We start from the raw sequence: 17,359 nt of genomic DNA on the forward strand, positions 1-17,359 counted from the left end.
CCAAAGCTCACACAAAGAAAATCAGTAAAACCCCAATCTAATTGGTTATTATAGTATAATATTGTCAAAAAATAAATTCAACTTTTGGATTAAATTTAATTAAAAACCTATTTTAGGGAAACCACTTAAAATGAGTATTACTATTCCTATTGTCATCGCTTTTGACAATAATTATACTATTCCGGCTGGCGTGAGCTTGTATTCCATGCTAGCTTGCGCTAAAACAGAACACCATGATAAAAAACTTTTTTATAAAATCCACTGCCTAGTGGATAACTTAAGCCTTGAAAACCAGCGCAAATTGAAAGAAACTCTAGCCCCCTTTAGCGCTTTTATGAGCGTGGATTTTTTAGACATTTCAACCCCTAATCCTTACACCCCTTCAGTAGAACCCTCTGCGATTGATAAAATCCATGAAGCTTTTTTGCAACTCAATATTTACGCTAAGACTCGCTTTTCTAAAATGGTCATGTGCCGCTTGTTTTTGGCTTCTTTATTCCCGCAATACTACAAAATCATCATGTTTGATGCGGACACTTTATTTTTAAACGATGTGAGCGAGAGTTTTTTTATCCCGCTGGATTCTTATTATTTTGGAGCGGCTAAAGATTTTTCTTCTCCTAAAAACCTTAAACATTTTCAAACAGAAAGGGAGAGAGAGCCTCGCCAAAAATTTTCCCTCTATGAGCATTACCTTAAAGAAAAAGACATGCAAATCATTTGTGAAAACCACTATAATGTTGGGTTTTTAATCGTGAATTTAAAGCTGTGGCGGGCTGATAAATTAGAAGAACGCTTATTGAATTTAGCCCATCAAAAAGGCCAGTGCGTGTTTTGCCCTGAACAGGATCTTTTAACGCTCGCATGCTATCAAAAAGTTTTAATCTTACCTTATATTTACAACGCCCACCCTTTCATGGTCAATCAAAAACGCTTCATTCCTAGCCAACAAGAAATTATCATGCTGCATTTTTATTTTGTAGGAAAACCTTGGATTTCACCCACTGCTTTATATTCTAAAGAATGGCATGAGATTCTTTTAAAAACCCCTTTTTATGCTGAATATTCCGTGAAATTCCTTAAGCAAATGACAGGATTTTTAAGCCTTCAAGACAAACAAAAAACCTTTGAATTTCTTGCCCCCCTACTCAACCCAAAAACCCTTTTAGAATATGTCTTTTTTAGATTGAGTAAGATTTTCAAACGCTTAAAAGAAAGGTTTTTAAACTCTTAGCGTTCTCGTTTGGGCAACACGCTATAAGCGAATTTAACATAAATCGCCAAACTGATCAAAAGCACTGCCACACCAACAGCCAAATACACCGCATAAGTGATTTTATCCGGTTCGCTCACGCTGAATTTAAACACTAACATTAACGCTTCAATGGCTAATGCGATAATGATAGAGCCTAAAAACCTGATCATCGTGCGATGGATCGCATGGTGATTATCCCCGCTATTTTTACCCAACACTTCCTCTTCAAAAATCGCCTTGACTAGATCAAAGGTGGCTAAGGCTAGGGTTAAAAGCACGATAGGGTGGAACACTTCTTTAATGTCAAAACTGCTAAAATGCACGATCGCTGTCCAAAAGCTAGAAATGCATTTCACAAATAAAAGCAGCGACACTAAAGTGAGCATGATAGAAATCATAAAATACATGACCATGCTCCCTTCGCTAAAGGTTTTAAAATACTTTGAAGGCGAGCTGATTTCAATCGCCACCCTCAAAGGGATTTGCAAGCACACCACAAACGCTAGATCGTTATTTTGATCATACACCGGGTAAGACGCGCTCACTACTAAATGGTTTCCTTGTTTAGAAGGATAAGGATCGGTTAAAATGCAACGCTTTTCATTCACGGCTTGATAAAAATAATACTTATCGCTAAAACTGACATGCGATTCTAATTCAATCCCTTCTGTTAAATCATGCTCTAATAGCCCTTCCTTATGCCCCTGCTCTTTAAATTGGCTTGGCTTAAGCATGAGCATGCCCTTAGCGTCTAACACAAAAAAACTTTTTGCCATTTTGATTTCAGCATGCATTTTTTTGATCTGCTTGTTTAAATAATCCAAAGTGATTTCAGGGAGATGGTTGCGGATATTGTGCGAAAACAAATAGGTAAGATAAGCGTATAGCTCGGTGCGGATCTTGGAATATTGGACAATGTCTCTACTTAACATCAAAAGGCCTTTAAAAAAAATTTATGCGATGAATTGTAGCACTTGTTTTAAAGAATTATTTAAACCACCCCTTGCATCAATGATAAAAGAGGCGTTTTTTTCATAGAGGGCTTGGCGTTTTTCAAAAAGCTCTTTGGCTTGAGTGAGATCATTCAAAAGGGGGCGTTTTTCCCTTTCTTTTTGATTCAAACGCTTAATCAAGGTCTCAAAATCTATTTTGAGATAAAAAGTTGTGCCTAAGCCCTTAAGATTATCATGCATGATAATCCCCCCACCGGTAGAAATGATATGGGGGGTTTTGAGCGTTTTTAATTCATCAATCAAATTCCTTTCAAACATCCTGAAATTGTCTTCGCCAAGCTCTTCAAAAATCCCTCTCACGCTCAAGCCCACCCTCTCGCTAATGATCATATCCGTATCCAACACTTCTAATTTCAAAGCCAGCCCCAATTCTTGCGCTAAAGAGCTTTTACCGCTCCCCATAAAACCGATTAAAACCAAATGCCGCATGCTTTTATTTCAATTTTAATTCATACGCCCCGTTTTTTTCTTCCAAAAGATAGCGGTATTTCCCGTCTAAAATGAGCGTGATGCGGTAATAATCTTTGTGCGTGCCGACTTTAATTTGAGAAAAAAACTTCTGGTTTAAATCCCTATTTTGATAAATATCCAAAGGGCCTTTTTGCGTGTCTAACACGATTCTATAAGGATTGACCAGCACAAAAGAGCGCAAAATTTTATAAGGGGATCGCAAAATCATCGTGTTGTTTGCCATGGAAAAATCAAAATCTTGGATCTGGTAGCGTTTTTCAAAGGCGGCTGGATTAAGGGGGTGTTGGGAAAGCTTTAAAGGGTAATGCCAATCAATGCTTTTATCAATACCCACGACTTTAGAATGGATAGAGCCATCAATATCCTGGTAAGTGAGCGTGATTTGTTTTAAAATCCTAGCGCTCGTGGGCAAATCCACATGGATTTCTTTAAAATAACTATCATAGATCCCATTAAAGCCCCCTTGCAAATTCTTGGAATTGATTTCAGGCTCAAAAGGGTTGTCTCTGGCTAATAAGACGCTTAAAACCACCACCAAACCTATCATCTTTTTTAACACTACCATTTCCTTAAATCTAATCTCTAGGCCGTAATTCCCTCAATTCAAACAAACGCTTTTGCAAGCGTACATTCTTGCTTTGCAATTCGGTGATTTCTTGTTGCAATCGTTCATGCTTGTCTCTTAAATCCAAATAGACCTCTAAAGAAGAACCTCCAAAAAGCAACTTCCCTAAATAATACCCAAACCCAAGCAGTAAAAGGAAAAAGACAATAAGGGAGCTATGGCTATAAAAAAAATCTCGCGCTTTGTTGTTTTTGATTTCATCGTTTTCAAAAAGGCTTTCAGCCATGCTTAAACAACTCTTTACCGATATAAATCCCCCCTTTTAATTCATGCTCAATCTCTAAAAGGCGGTTGTATTTAGCGATCCTTTCACTCCTTGCGGTGGATCCGGTTTTAATCTCTCCCGTATTCAATGCGACCGCAAAATCAGCGATAAAGCTGTCCTCACTCTCCCCGCTTCTATGGCTCATCACGCATTGATAGGCATGGTGTTTGGCTAACCTTATGGTTTCCAAAGTCTCACTAATGGTGCCGATTTGATTGGGTTTGATCAAAATGGCGTTTGCGATGTTTTTTTCAATGCCTTTTTGCAAGAGGCTTGCGTTCGTTACAAACAAATCATCGCCCACTAACTGGATTTGACGCCCTAATTCCTTGCTTAAAAACGCCCAACCCTCCCAATCGTCTTCGCTCAAACCATCTTCAATAGACACAATCGGGTATTTTGCCACCAACTCTTTATAATAAGCCACTAATTCATGCGAATCTAGAATCTTATTTTCACCCTTTAAATGGTAATTGGAATTTTCATCCACCAATTCGCTGCTCGCTACATCTAAAGCGAGCACTATTTCTTCGCCTAATTTATAGCCGGCTTTTTCAATGGCTTGAGAAATGACTTCAAGAGGTTCTACATTGTTGTTAAAATTAGGTGCAAAACCCCCCTCATCGCCCACGCTTGTGAGTTGATTCTTTCCATCTAGGAGTTTTTTAAGCGTGTGATAGACTTCTGCGCTCGCTCTTAAGGCTTCTCTAAAACTCTCAAACCCTAAAGGCATGATCATGTATTCTTGAAAGTCTATGGAATTATTCGCATGCGTTCCGCCGTTAATAATATTGAGCATCGGCACAGGCAAAGTCAAAGCGTTAGCCCCCCCTAAATAGCGGTATAATGGCAGATTTAAAGCCTTCGCGCTAGCCCTTGCTAACGCCATAGAAACGCCCAAAACAGCGTTTGCTCCTAAATTAGCGTAATTAGGCGTGCCGTCTAAAGCCCTTAACCTCTCATCCACAAAGGCTTGATTGATCGCTTCAAGCCCTATTAAATGGTGTTTGATCACGCTATTGACATTTTCGCATGCCCTTAAAACCCCTTTACCCAAAAAACGGGTTTTGTCATTATCCCTTAATTCTAACGCTTCTCTTTTACCGGTGCTCGCTCCGCTAGGCACAATCGCACTCGCTTTAGTGTTATCGCTTAAAATCACGCTGGCTTGAATGGTAGGATTGCCCCTACTATCCATCACTTCTAAAGCATGAATATCTTTAATGGTTAGCATCAAAATCCTTTCTATTCCATTTCTTCTAAAGGCTCATCTGGTAAGGGCATGATCTCTTCATTAGAGCCAATGCTCTCTTTAATCTTAAGAGTGATTTCATTCGCTAGGGCTTTATCTTCTTTCAGTAAGGCTTTAGCGTTTTCTCGGCCTTGCCCTAGCTTTTTATCCTGGTAGCTAAGCCATGCCCCACTCTTATCCACAATGTCTAATTTCACGCCATAATCAATGATTTCGCCCTCTTTAGAAATCCCCTCCCCAAACATGATGTCAAATTCCGCTTCTCTAAAGGGCGGAGCGACTTTATTTTTAACCACTTTGGCTTTAGCCCTGTTGCCAATATGCTGTTCGTTTTGTTTTAAAGCCGCAATCCTTCTAATATCAATCCTAACGCTCGCATAGAATTTTAAGGCATTACCCCCGGTTGTGGTCTCTGGACTCCCATAACCCATCATGCCAATCTTCATCCTGATTTGATTGATAAAAATGAGAGTAGTGTTCATCTTGTGCAAAACACCGGTGATTTTTCTTAACGCATGGCTCATAAGCCTTGCTTGCAAGCCCACATGCTGATCGCCCATATCCCCATCAATCTCCGCTTTAGGCGTAAGAGCCGCTACGGAATCCACCACCACTAAATCAATCCCTCCGCTTCTGGTGATCGTTTCTAAAATCTCTAAAGCTTGCTCGCCTGTATCAGGTTGAGAAACGAGTAAATTTTCCGTATCCACGCCTAGCCTCTTAGCATAATGCACATCTAGGGCATGCTCAGCGTCAATAAACGCACACACACCACCATTTTTTTGGCATTCTGCAATGATATGCAAGCTTAGAGTGGTCTTCCCGCTTGACTCTGGCCCATAAATTTCAATGATCCTACCTTTTGGAACGCCCCCAATCCCTAAAGCCAGATCCAACCCTAACGAGCCTGTAGAAATAGAGTCAATCTTTTCTACTTGCTTATCCCCAAGGCGCACCAACGCCCCCTTACCAAAAACCTTATCAATTTGTTTGATCGCTAAAGAAATCGCTTTTTGTTTGTCTTCATCTATTGCCATTAAATTACCTTATTGAATTTGATTTGTTTATTCTATCAAATCCTAGCCTAAAATCTATTATAATAAAAGGACTTACCCTATCACAAAAGGATTTTACTTTGATTAGTGTCGCTCATAGCCCTGATGCTGATGATATTTTCATGTATTATGCGATTAAGTTTGGTTGGGTAGATTGCCCCATTAAAAATAAAACATTCCACAATATCGCCCTTGATATTGAAACCCTAAACCAAGAAGCCCTAAAAAACACTTATGATGTGAGCGCAATCAGCTTTGGGCTATACCCTAAAATTGCAAACGATTACGCCCTGCTCCCTACAGCGACGAGCTTTGGGAACGGCTATGGGCCTAAATTAGTGAAAAAAAAGGGCGTGAAATTGAAAAAAGATTTTAGAGTCGCATTAAGCGGGGAGCACACCACCAACGCCCTCTTGTTTAAGATCTATTACAAACATGCGCGCATCACTTACATGAATTTTTTGGACATTGAAAAAGCGGTGCTTGAAGGGAGCGTGCATGCGGGCGTGCTCATCCATGAAAATATCTTGGATTTCCATAATGGATTAGAAGTGGAAAAAGAATTGTGGGATGTTTGGAAAGAACTCATTAAAGTTGATGATTTACCCTTGCCTTTAGGGGGCATGGCGATTAGGCGCTCTATCCCCTTGTATCGCGCGATTTTAATTAAAAAGGCTTTGATTAAAGCGGTTGAAGTCGCTTTAAAACACCAAAATTTACTCTCTAGCATGCTCTTAGAGCGCGCACTCATTCGTGTCAATAAAGAGCGGCTACAAACTTATTTAAGCTTGTATGCGAATGAAACTTCAACGCGCTTAAGCGAGATTCAAATCCTCGCCATAGACAAGCTTTTTGAATTAGGCTATCAGCATGGGTTTTATGCTAGTTTGTTAAAAGCTAAAGATTGCTTGCTCACTGATGAATATTTGCAATACCGCTTTTCTTAATCCAGTTCTAATTTATGCGTAAGCAAGTAACGGCTCATCGCATACAATAAAAGGATTTTTAAAAAATCCACCCCCCATAAAAGGTAGTATTTATTTTCTTGTAATTCTTGTTGTTGCAAGAAATAATAAAACCCCTCATTGACGCTTAAACTGGAATTCATTAAGGGCAGTAACGAATTAAACGCTAATTCCAAAACAACCCCCACAAGAATGAACAACAGCCCCCCTAGTAAAAAACGCGCTTTTTTGATCCTAGCAGCGTTTAAAACGCTCAAAACAAATAAAAATTTCATTAAAACAAGCCCTAAAAACAGCGCGATACCTAGGGTTTTAGTGGGTTTTAACACAAAGGTTTTTAAAGCGGTGTGCAAGATAAACAGCACGCTAGATTGCGCGTTAAAAAGATAATAGCCCAAACGCACGCTCGCCACAAACCAGAACAAACTGAAGATAAAAAACACCATAGGGAGCAAGATTTTAGGGAGCAACAAAGACTCTAAACTAATGGGTAAAGAAAAGCTTAAAACCCCCCTTTTAGAAAAAAGCGCGTTGAGATTTTTGATCGCTCCCACACTGATTGCGACTAGTAAAAACGCCCCCAAGACAAAAAAGAGCGTGTAGCTTAGGGTGAGCATGGTCGTTTCTTCAGCGCTTTGAGAGGAAAAACAAACCGCTAAAACAGTGAGCGTTATTAAGAAATTCCCTATAACAACATTCCCTACTTGCCCTAAAGCGTCATGTTTCAAAACTTTTAAAAAACCCATGCGATTATTATACCCATTTGGATAGAAAATTCAGGCTTTTATCATCAAATACTGATAACTAAAAGTCTTACTTTAATCGCTCTTTATTTCATAAAATAAAAAACTTAATTAGCCAAAAAATCCACTCAAGGCAACAATAAAAATCGATTTCGAAACGACCGCGCAAAGCGAGTTAATTTGAAAAATCCGAGCGTTTTCAAGGTTTCAAATCCCCAAAAGCCCATGCTCTCTTAATTGTCTCACAATTTAACAAACTTTTTTAAAAGCTAGCGCCATTTTAATTTTTGTAACCTCCTTAAAAAGGGCGTTACAACAAGAAAGGTTTTTTAAATTTTTAGAATAAATTAATGCGAGTTTATGGGGGTTTTTTGTTTGTTTTGGATCACTCTTTAATTTTTAAATGGGATTTTGATCCCTTTATCATAAGCTCATTTTTTTAAGGAAATAGAGGGTATTTTGAAATCCCCCTACAACCCCCTTATAATCCCCCTAACCTATAAAGACCGCTTTTTAAAAATTATCGCTTGTTTTTTCGCAAGCTCTTTTATATTTTGTATTTAAAAATGCTTTAGCGTTTTTTAAAATTGATATACCCATACAAGCCATGCTACTTAAAAAAAGCCAGTTGCTCTAAAATCAATTCTTCTTTGTTTTTAAAAGTGAATTTAAAAAGGATCTTATAGCGCCCCATTTTATCGCCCTCTAGCAAATCAAATTTTAAAGGCTCGCATGCGTTTGCGCAATCAAGCGTTCCTAATAATCTGGGCTGTGATTGGCTGGGATAGAAAGCTAAATACACTTGAATATTTGGCGAATCTAAAGCGGGTTTGAGCGGTTGCAATCGCGCATAAAGCGTGTTGGACTTTTCTAAAATCAAAGCGTTGTTTAAAAGGTTTTCTTGGATTTTTTTATCCCCATGCGTGCCTTTAGAAAAATAGGGCAAAATGGGGGTTTTAGGGCTTTCTGTAAGGGGCTTTAAACCCACTAAAAAACGATAATTAGCTTTAAAATCTTCATAGGTTTTAAGCATGGCGTTAAAGTTTAAATCCACTTCGTTATGACCCTTGAAATACACTAAATCGTTTTTAGGCGAATTTTTTAAGGCAAACACCACCAAAAACACCACGATCCCAAGCCCAAAAATAAGCACGCTCATGATTCCTAAAGGCCAAAAGTTTTTTTCTTTCATTGATTTTTTCCCTCTAAGATTTTTTAAAAAAATAAAGCCCCAAAAACGCCCCTAAAAGCGTCAATAATAAAATATAGATGATGACTTTTACAAAAGTCGCTCCCTTAGGAGCGTTAAAATTTTGCGTAATATTCACACGATATTTTTCCGCTAAAGCATCTACTGCGACCGAATAGCCGTTAATGAGCATGGCCGAAATCCTTTGAGGCGTGTATTCTTTAGCGTTGGTAGGGAGTAAGGGAGCGATTTTTTCAAAAAAGATTTTATCAGTGTCTAGCAAATCTTTAGGGTTAGCCACTAATTCTATTTTTTGAGCGTCATGATAGAAAAAGAATACCACAAAAGGGGGTTTAAGCTGCTTTAAAAAGCCCTCTTGATAGCTTTGGCGCTCTTTTTTAGTCGCTAGAGCGATAGGATTTTTTTCAAAATCCGTCATGTCAATCGCAAAACGCACGCCGGTTTTAAGATAAAGCTCTTTAGAAACGCCCTCTATAAACCAAACGCTTTTTTCTGTTAAACGCCCCTTAGAATTGTTAAAAACATAAGATTCATTAGCCCACAAAAAACCAACAAAAGCTAAAGAGATTACAAGCCATAAGCCTTTCATGTGCTAAACAAAAACAAGTTAGGCACAAAAGAAATAACAATCGTCATTAAAATGGTCGCTACTACCATTAAGGCCAAGATTTTTTCTAAAGTGGTGAATTTCATTTTTTGCTCCCTTGATTGATCAATTCATAATTAGCCCGGTTTTGGGTGTTTTTTGCCTCTAAAGCGTTAATATCCTTATAGCGGTAATAATTGGTGGCTTGCTCTTTTTGGATATGGATCGCTTTGAGCGCGAAAAAAACGACCACACACAATAAGATAACCACAATCAGTAAATTCCCTGCTAATCCGTTTAAAAATTTCATCTCTTTTCCTTTAATCTTCTAAGGGTTTTAGCGATTGGATAAATTCGGCCAACGCTTTAACTTGCAAGTCGCTAAAGTTTTTATACTTGAATGATGGCATATGCCCTATATTGCCCTTTTTGCCATGCGTTAAGATGTTTCTTAAAAAATTCTCTGTGCCGTAAGTGGTCAAATCGGCCGCAAACGCTTGATTTTCTTGCAAGCCCTTACCATCATTGCCATGACAACCTGTGCAACCCATGCTTTCAAACAACTCCTTACCTTTATCAATGAGTTGAGGGTTTTTCGTCTTTTTAACGCTAGAAAGTTCTGCCATCACATAGCTTGCAATCGCTTTAGCGTCTTTTTCGTCCAATTCCATAGCGGGCATTTCCCCAGCGAGATAATCCATACCCTTAGAGCCATGCTTAATAGTGTCCATAATGCCCTCTTCTTTACCCCAATGCACTAGATTTTGAGCACTCCCATGCAAGCCTTCAGCGGTGATGCCATGGCATTGCGAACAATGGACTAAAAAGATGCCTTGACCCATATCCACCAATTCCTTTTGACCCAAATGCTTCCATTTGGCTTCAAATTTTTGGTTGTGCGCTTTAACCTCTTCATTGTATTGCCCGATTTGAGAAAAACTGCTCAGCGGGTACCCAAAGAAAAAATACCAAAAAGCCCACACAATCACACACATAAAGCTTGCGATCCAACCTACAGGCACATTATTGGCAAACTCCCCTATCCCATCAATCAAATGCCCATTTCCCATGAGCTCACCCTGGGATTTGCTGTCGCGCATTTCTTTAATGAGCGAACTGGATTCATAGATGGTTAAAACTAAAATCACAAGCGCTGCAATCAAGCCAAAAACATTTATATGGTCGTTTAAAAAATCCATTTCAACTTTCCTTTATGCCATTATCATGAGCGTTTTTATGGCGTGGTTCAATCAACTCATCTTCTAAAGCATCATTTAACGCTAAGTATCCGTATCGCTCATAATCCACGATGCCTTTTTTTTGCTTTCTATACATGCTAAAAATATAAGCGTATAAAAAGAGCGTAAAAAGAATGGTAAAAAACGCATACGCAAAACCTCTCAAACTTTCTAAATCCATCATTCACCCCTTATTTAGCGTTTTGATCGGCGTTGATCCTGGAATTACCCAAGCTATTCAAATAAGCGATCAAAGCCACAATTTCTAACACTTCACCTCTCTCAATCGCTTCTAGCACCCTCTTGTCTTTCATATCGGCTGTGATTTTTTTAGCTTCTTCTAAATAGGCTTTTTTCGCTTCTTCCACGCTCCCTAATTTCACGCCGTTTTCTGTGTCATAAGGCACGCCAAAAACCTTTTTTTGTGTCAAAGCTTCTGCATAAGCGGTGTCAAAGTCGCTCTTTTTTATGAATAAATGCTTATAGGCGGGCATGATGCTGTGTGGCACAACGCTTTTGGGATCAAACATGTGCTTTTCATGCCAATCGGTTGTGCGATAATCCCCCACCCTGTGCAAATCAGGGCCAATCCTTTTAGAACCCCACAAAAATGGCCTGTCATACGCATACTCCCCACTCAAACTATACGCGCCGTATCGATCCACCTCAGCTTGGAAAGGGCGAATGAGTTGGGAATGGCAATGATAGCAACCTTCTTGGATATAAACTTGCCTCCCCGCTGTTTCTAAAACCGTGTAAGGTCTTAAGCCTTCAATGGGGCGAGCGGATTTGAAAAAGTTAGGCAAAATCTCCACCAAGCCTGCAATAGAAAACACGAAAATAAACGCAAGAGTGAAAAAGAATGGGTTTTTTTCTAAAAAACTAAACATCTTCAACCTCCCTTATCTGGCCATAGGCGTGGCGTAATTGGGCTCACGCTCTAATTTTTTGCCTGCCGTGATTGTCATAAAAATATTGTAAGCAAAAATAATAAATCCAATAAAATACATAAGACCCCCAACGCCTCTAATATTGTAATAAGGGATTAGCGCCTTAACCGTGTCAATGAATTGGTAAGTGAGATTCCCGTATTGATCCACATCCCTCCACATCATCCCTTGCGTGATCCCTGCAATCCACATGGACGAAAAGTAAAGCACAATCCCTAAAGTCATGATCCAGAATTGGAAATCCACAAGCCTCCCTGAATAAATCTCTCTTTTAAAAAGCCTAGGCACCATGTGATACATGCTCGCAATCAAAGTGAAGCCTACCCACCCAAGCACGCCGTCATGCACATGCCCTATAATCCAATCGGTGAAGTGGGCTAAGGCGTTCACGCTTTTAATGGCTTGAATGGATCCTTCTAGCGTGGAAAGCATGTAGAAAGTTGAGGCTAAAACTAAGAACTTGATCAAAGGGCTTTCTTTGAGCTGGTGCCATTGGCCTCTCATCGTTAAAAGCATGTTAATCGCTGTCCCCCACGAAGGCAAGATCAATACCACTGAAAACACGCTAGAAAGGGTTTGTACCCAATCAGGCACGGTGGAATAAATCAAATGATGCCCGCCCGCCCAAATATAAACAAACATCAAACTCCAAAAAGAAAACAAAGTGAGTTTGTAAGAAAAAATAGGCTGACCGCTCTCTTTAGGCAAGAAATAATAAATCGTGCCAATCACCCCACTCGTAAAGACAAAAGCGACCGCATTATGCCCCCACCACCATTGAATGAGCGCATCATTACTGCCTGAATACATAGAAATAGAATGCCAAACGCTCCCCATATCAGCGACAAAATAGGTGGGGATAGAAAGGTTATTGAAGATATACATCACCGCTATACCCACATAAGTAGCGATGTAATACCACAAAGACACATAAATAGTATTCTCTCTTCTAACGCTCATGCTCCCAAACATATTAACCCCCCATAGCACCCATGCCACAACCACAATAATATCTAAAGGCCACATCAATTCAGCGTATTCTTTAGATTGAGTAAGACCAGCAAACAAGCTAATAACCCCTAGGACTAAAAGAAGAATCCAGAGCCAAAAATGCAATAACCCTACAATTTTCAAAAAGGGGTGTTGGTAATAAGTGATTTTAAGCACCCTTTGACCGATATAATACCAACTCGCCCAAATCCCCCCAAGAGTGAAACCATAGATCACCGCATTCGTGTGTAAGGGGCGTAAGCGGCCAAAAACGCCATACTCCCCTGCAATGTAGTTCAAACTAGGGAAGGATAACTCAAAGGCTAACACGATCCCTATCAACATGCCTACTATCCCAAAAGCGATCATCGCATAAAGAAACAATTTGCTAATGGAATAATCATAACTCAAAGGCACATTTTCTTGCATGCAATACTCCTATTTGTAGTAAATTCAACAAAGATAAACATAATTATAAAGTTTTATCTTTTTCAAAAAGCTTAATTTTTAATCTTTTTCTGTAACATTGTAATAACTCAATCCCATTTGAATGATATTTTTAAGCCAAATTATTACTACCTTTGGCTAAAGGCTACATATGATTAAACAAACCCTCTCAATCCTTGCCCCTTTTCTCATCGCAACGCTATTGTATTTTTTAGGCGCACCAGACGGGCTAAACCCTAACGCATGGCTTTATTTTTGTATTTTCATGGGCATGATTATAGGGCTAATTTTAGAGCCGGTGCCATCAGGTTTGATAGCGTTAAGCGCGTTAGTGTTGTGTATAGCGTTAAAAATTGGGGCGAGCAGTGAAGTAGCGAGCACTAATAAGGCCATTTCGTGGGGTTTGAGCGGGTATGCGAATAAAACGGTGTGGCTTGTGTTTGTCGCTTTTATTTTAGGTTTAGGGTATGAAAAAAGCTTGTTAGGGAAACGGATCGCTCTTTTACTGATTAGATTTTTAGGGCAAACCCCTTTAGGTTTGGGCTATGCGATCAGTTTGAGCGAATTGTGTCTAGCCCCCTTTATCCCTAGCAATTCCGCTAGAAGTGGGGGCATACTCTATCCCATCGTTTCTTCTATCCCGCCCTTAATGGGTTCTACTCCTAGTAATAACCCTAACAAAATCGGCGCTTATTTGATGTGGGTCGCTTTGGCTTCAACTTGCATCACTTCGTCCATGTTTTTAACCGCGCTCGCCCCTAACCCCCTAGCAATGGAAATCGCTACCAAAATGGGCGTGAATGAAATTTCATGGTTTTCGTGGTTTTTGGCGTTCTTGCCTTGTGGGGTGGTTTTGATCTTACTCGTGCCTTTATTGGCGTATAAAACCTGCAAACCCACCTTAAAAGGCTCAAAAGAAGTGAGTTTGTGGGCTAAAAAAGAATTAGAAAGCATGGGGAGGTTTTCTTTAAAAGAAATTTTAATGCTCAGCCTCACTTTATTGGCTTTACTGGGTTGGATTTTTGGCAAATCTTTAGGCTTGCATGCGAGCGCGACGGCTTTGATTGTCATGGTGTTAATGGCGTTTTGTAAGATTGTAAGCTATGAAGACATCATTAAAAACAAGAGCGCGTTCAACATTTTTTTATTGCTGGGATCGTTACTCACGATGGCTGGCGGGCTTAAAAATGTGGGCTTTTTAAATTTTATCGGCAATGCGGCTCAAAATTTTTTAGAGCATGCTAACTTGGATCCGTTAATAGCGGTATTGTTTATCGTCGCTCTTTTTTATCTGTCGCACTATTTTTTCGCTAGCATCACCGCTCATGTGAGCGCGTTGTTCGCGCTTTTTGTGGGGATTGGTTCGCGCCTTCAAGGGGTCAATTTGCAAGAATTGAGCTTATTTTTAATGCTCTCTTTAGGGATTATGGGGATTTTAACGCCCTATGGCACAGGCCCATCCACCATTTATTACGGGAGCGGGTATATTCAAAGCAAGGATTTTTGGAAATGGGGGTTTATTTTTGGCTTTTTGTATTTAATCGTGTTTTTAAGCGTTTGCACGCCTTGGGTCAAATTCATCGCTTTTAGGTGGTTGTAGTTGGAAACTTTACACAACGCTCTTTTAAAATGGTATGAAGAATTTGGGCGAAAGGATTTACCCTTTAGGAATTTAAAGGGCATTAACGCCCCTTATGAAGTCTATATCAGCGAAGTGATGAGCCAACAAACCCAAATCAGCACGGTGGTTGAGCGTTTTTATTCCCCTTTTTTAGAAGCTTTCCCCACTTTAAAAGACTTAGCGAACGCTCAATTAGAGGAGGTTTTATTGTTATGGCGAGGGCTTGGCTATTATTCAAGGGCTAAAAATTTAAAAAAAAGCGCTGAAATTTGCGTTAAAGAACACCACTCACAGCTACCTAATAACTATCAAAGCCTGTTAAAGCTCCCTGGGATTGGCGCATACACGGCTAACGCGATCTTATGTTTTGGCTTTAGGGAAAAAACCGCATGCGTGGACGCTAATGTCAAGCGCGTACTTTTAAGGCTTTTTGGTTTAGATCCTAATATCCACGCTAAAGACTTACAAATTAAAGCGAATGACTTTCTCAATCTTAATGAAAGCTTTAATCATAACCAAGCCTTAATTGATCTAGGGGCTTTAATCTGCTCCCCTAAACCCAAATGCGCGATTTGCCCTTTCAATCTTTATTGTTTGGGTAAAAACCACCTAGAAAAACACACGCTTAAGAAAAAACAAGAAATCATTCAAGAAGAGCGTTACTTAGGCGTTGTGATCCAAAATAACCAAATCGCTTTAGAAAAAATAGAGCAAAAACTCTATTTGGGCATGCACCATTTCCCTAATTTAAAAGAGGATTTAGAATGTAAACTCCCCTTTTTAGGCGCTATCAAACACAGCCACACTAAATTCAAGCTCAATTTAAACCTCTATTCAGCTGCGATAAAGGATTTAAAAAACCCTATTCGTTTTTATAGCCTTAAAGATTTAGAGACCTTACCTATAAGCTCTATGACGCTTAAAATCCTGAATTTTTTAAAACAAAAAAATTTATTTGGGGGTTAAACCCTACCAAATCCAAAATAATTCTACTTTATCGCAGGCACCACTTCAGGAATCAAATACGCGATCGCGCTGATCACGACTCCCATGATCGCTACAAAAATAAGGGAGTATTTAACCGTGAATTTGAACAATTCGCTCTCTTTCCCGGCTAACCCCACTGCCGCGCAAGCGATAGCGATGCTTTGAGGGCTTATCATCTTGCCCAAAGTGCCACCCACGGTATTAGCCGTTAAGGTTAAAATCTCAGGGAGTTGCAATCGTTGGGCGGTGAGCTGCTGTAAAGAGCCAAACAAAAGATTAGAACTCGTATCGCTCCCGGTTAAAAACACGCCTACCCACCCGATCAAGGGCGAAAAAAAAGTGAAAGCCAAACCGGTATGCGTGAGTGCTAAGGCTAGAGTGGAAGAAATCCCGCTATAATTAGACACATAAGCAAAGCTTAAGACTAAACCAATGGTGAGAATGGGGTAGCGCATTTCTTTCAAAGTCTCGCCAAAGACGCTCACTGCATCGCTCACTCGCACCCTTAAAACGAGCATGCTAATGAGAGCGGCCAAAAAAATGGAAGTGCCAACCGTGTTGATTAAGAGAAGTTTAAACACCACAGGAAAACTCACGCTTTGATTGGCTTCTACAAAAGGCGGGCTTTTAAAGATGTGGTTGCTGATGTTATTGAACTCAAAATAAAAATTAGAAAAAGCTAACAAGCCATCTTTTTCAAACAAGGCTTTAAAAAAAGGCTGTATCCATAACACAATCACTAAAACCAAAATCACAAAAGGAGACCAAGCGACATAGATTTTACAGATATGATGGTTACTTTTAGTGAATGAGATCGCTTTGCCGTCGCTTCTAAAAATCGCTTTAGGCTGCCAAAATTTCAAAAAGAGCGCTGTCGCAACGAGTGAGACAAGGGCTGAAATAATGCCGGGCAATTCTGGCCCTAAATAATTAGAGCTTAAAAATTGCGCGCCAGCGAAAGAAAAAGCCGCGATAAAAACGGCCGGAAAAGTTTCTTTAATCCCCTTAAAACCATCCATTAAAAACACAATAAAAAACGGCACTAACAAGCTCACAAAAAAGAGGATTTTACCCGTCATGGCTGAAATTAAGATCGCTGGCACCCCTACCGCGCTCGCCATCGCGCTTATAGGGATACCCACTGCGCCAAAAGCCACAGGAGCGGTGTTAGCGATTAGGCATAACCCAGCAGCATATAAAGGGCTTAACCCCAACCCCACTAAAATCGCTGCTGTGATGGCAATAGGCCCTCCAAAGCCGATCGCCCCTTCTAAAAACGAGCCAAAACAAAAGCCAATCAAAATCACTAAAATGCGGTGATCTAAAGTGATGGACTGAACGCTTTCTTTTAAGATTTCAAAATAGCCGGATTTAACGCTGAGTTTGTATAAAAAAATCGCCGCAATAATGATCCAAGCGATCGGCCATAAGCCATAAAGAAAGCCATAAAGGAAGCTTGAACCCACCATGCTAACAGGCATTTTATACACTAAAACCGCAATAATGGCTGATAAGGCCACGCTCAAAAAGGCCGCTGCATAACCTTTGAGTTTAAAAACCATTAAAGATAAGAAAAATAATAAAATCGGCAATAAGGCCACAAGAGCGCTCAGCCAAATGTTACCCAAAGGGTCATAAACTTGATGAAATTCTGACACTAAAAATCCCCTTAAAAAATATTCTCTT

Annotated in this window: 19 protein-coding genes; 4 read left to right on the plus strand and 15 right to left on the minus strand. The window is 39.8% G+C overall.

What is annotated here, in order from left to right; translation table 11 throughout:
- Nucleotides 1-130 precede the first annotated feature (130 nt).
- Nucleotides 131-1,234, plus strand: a complete 1,104-nt coding sequence (rfaJ, locus tag H7O61_RS04810; protein ID WP_187875299.1) for an HP0159 family lipopolysaccharide 1,6-glucosyltransferase — start codon at nt 131-133, stop codon at nt 1,232-1,234.
- On the opposite strand, the gene H7O61_RS04815 is transcribed toward rfaJ, so the two are convergent.
- From H7O61_RS04815 to recA, 6 genes are read right to left on the minus strand one after another with little or no spacing between them, the layout of a single operon-like run.
- The gene (locus H7O61_RS04815) at nt 1,231-2,187 is read right to left on the minus strand and encodes a PDC sensor domain-containing protein (RefSeq protein ID WP_187875300.1); all 957 of its coding nucleotides are present in this window, start codon (nt 2,185-2,187) and stop codon (nt 1,231-1,233) included. The genes rfaJ and H7O61_RS04815 overlap by 4 nt on opposite strands.
- Nucleotides 2,188-2,208: 21 nt before the next feature.
- Nucleotides 2,209-2,697, minus strand: coding sequence for a shikimate kinase (locus H7O61_RS04820; protein ID WP_187875301.1), 489 nt, complete (start codon nt 2,695-2,697; stop codon nt 2,209-2,211).
- 4 nt (nt 2,698-2,701) lie between these two features.
- Nucleotides 2,702-3,298, minus strand: a complete 597-nt coding sequence (locus H7O61_RS04825) for an AMIN domain-containing protein (protein WP_187875320.1) — start codon at nt 3,296-3,298, stop codon at nt 2,702-2,704.
- A 16-nt stretch (nt 3,299-3,314) separates the two neighbouring features.
- Nucleotides 3,315-3,590: a hypothetical protein gene (locus H7O61_RS04830; RefSeq protein WP_000841057.1), complete on the minus strand. Its 276-nt coding sequence runs from the start codon at nt 3,588-3,590 to the stop codon at nt 3,315-3,317.
- The gene (gene eno / locus H7O61_RS04835) at nt 3,583-4,863 is read right to left on the minus strand and encodes a phosphopyruvate hydratase (protein ID WP_187875302.1); all 1,281 of its coding nucleotides are present in this window, start codon (nt 4,861-4,863) and stop codon (nt 3,583-3,585) included. Before eno ends, H7O61_RS04830 begins: the two co-directional genes overlap by 8 nt.
- An 11-nt stretch (nt 4,864-4,874) precedes the next feature.
- Complete coding sequence (recA, locus tag H7O61_RS04840; protein ID WP_000963126.1) at nt 4,875-5,918, minus strand: recombinase RecA; 1,044 nt, start codon at nt 5,916-5,918, stop codon at nt 4,875-4,877.
- Between the two features lie 98 nt (nt 5,919-6,016).
- Here recA and H7O61_RS04845 point away from each other — a divergent pair, with 98 nt between their 5' ends.
- Nucleotides 6,017-6,883, plus strand: a complete 867-nt coding sequence (locus H7O61_RS04845; protein ID WP_187875303.1) for a menaquinone biosynthesis family protein — start codon at nt 6,017-6,019, stop codon at nt 6,881-6,883.
- Here the strand turns inward: H7O61_RS04845 and H7O61_RS04850 are convergent.
- The 8 genes from H7O61_RS04850 to ccoN all read right to left on the minus strand — a co-directional run bounded on the left by H7O61_RS04850 (nt 6,880) and on the right by ccoN (nt 13,047).
- Nucleotides 6,880-7,647 (minus strand): hypothetical protein, encoded by a 768-nt coding sequence (locus H7O61_RS04850; protein ID WP_187875304.1) that lies wholly within the window; start codon nt 7,645-7,647, stop codon nt 6,880-6,882. The genes H7O61_RS04845 and H7O61_RS04850 overlap by 4 nt on opposite strands.
- 607 nt (nt 7,648-8,254) lie before the next feature.
- Nucleotides 8,255-8,836, minus strand: coding sequence for a hypothetical protein (locus H7O61_RS04855; RefSeq protein WP_000660310.1), 582 nt, complete (start codon nt 8,834-8,836; stop codon nt 8,255-8,257).
- A gap of 13 nt (nt 8,837-8,849) precedes the next feature.
- Nucleotides 8,850-9,443, minus strand: a complete 594-nt coding sequence (locus tag H7O61_RS04860) for a hypothetical protein (protein ID WP_001933378.1) — start codon at nt 9,441-9,443, stop codon at nt 8,850-8,852.
- Nucleotides 9,444-9,543: 100 nt separating this feature from the next.
- The gene (locus tag H7O61_RS04865) at nt 9,544-9,750 is read right to left on the minus strand and encodes a DUF4006 family protein (RefSeq protein WP_000670514.1); all 207 of its coding nucleotides are present in this window, start codon (nt 9,748-9,750) and stop codon (nt 9,544-9,546) included.
- Nucleotides 9,751-9,760: 10 nt separating this feature from the next.
- Nucleotides 9,761-10,639, minus strand: a complete 879-nt coding sequence (ccoP, locus tag H7O61_RS04870) for a cytochrome-c oxidase, cbb3-type subunit III (RefSeq protein WP_187875305.1) — start codon at nt 10,637-10,639, stop codon at nt 9,761-9,763.
- A gap of 1 nt (nt 10,640) precedes the next feature.
- Nucleotides 10,641-10,859, minus strand: a complete 219-nt coding sequence (locus H7O61_RS04875) for a cytochrome c oxidase, cbb3-type, CcoQ subunit (RefSeq protein ID WP_001868213.1) — start codon at nt 10,857-10,859, stop codon at nt 10,641-10,643.
- 10 nt (nt 10,860-10,869) lie between these two features.
- Entirely contained in the window at nt 10,870-11,568 is a 699-nt protein-coding gene (gene ccoO / locus H7O61_RS04880; protein ID WP_187875306.1) for a cytochrome-c oxidase, cbb3-type subunit II, read from the minus strand.
- Between the two features lie 12 nt (nt 11,569-11,580).
- Entirely contained in the window at nt 11,581-13,047 is a 1,467-nt protein-coding gene (gene ccoN, locus H7O61_RS04885; protein ID WP_001929161.1) for a cytochrome-c oxidase, cbb3-type subunit I, read from the minus strand.
- Nucleotides 13,048-13,216: 169 nt separating this feature from the next.
- Between ccoN and H7O61_RS04890 the strand changes: the two genes are divergently transcribed.
- Both H7O61_RS04890 and H7O61_RS04895 read left to right on the plus strand, forming a co-directional pair.
- Nucleotides 13,217-14,665 carry a DASS family sodium-coupled anion symporter gene (locus H7O61_RS04890; RefSeq protein ID WP_187875307.1) on the plus strand — a complete coding sequence of 483 codons (1,449 nt, stop codon included), beginning with the start codon at nt 13,217-13,219 and terminating at the stop codon, nt 14,663-14,665.
- Nucleotides 14,666-15,652: an adenine-specific DNA glycosylase gene (locus tag H7O61_RS04895; RefSeq protein WP_187875308.1), complete on the plus strand. Its 987-nt coding sequence runs from the start codon at nt 14,666-14,668 to the stop codon at nt 15,650-15,652. It begins immediately after the preceding gene.
- A 23-nt stretch (nt 15,653-15,675) separates the two neighbouring features.
- Here H7O61_RS04895 and H7O61_RS04900 read toward each other — a convergent pair whose 3' ends face one another.
- Nucleotides 15,676-17,331, minus strand: a complete 1,656-nt coding sequence (locus H7O61_RS04900) for an L-lactate permease (protein ID WP_187875309.1) — start codon at nt 17,329-17,331, stop codon at nt 15,676-15,678.
- Nucleotides 17,332-17,359 lie beyond the last annotated feature (28 nt).

This window comes from Helicobacter pylori (assembly GCF_014496965.1).
GTDB classification, from domain to species: Bacteria; Campylobacterota; Campylobacteria; order Campylobacterales; family Helicobacteraceae; genus Helicobacter; species Helicobacter pylori_CZ.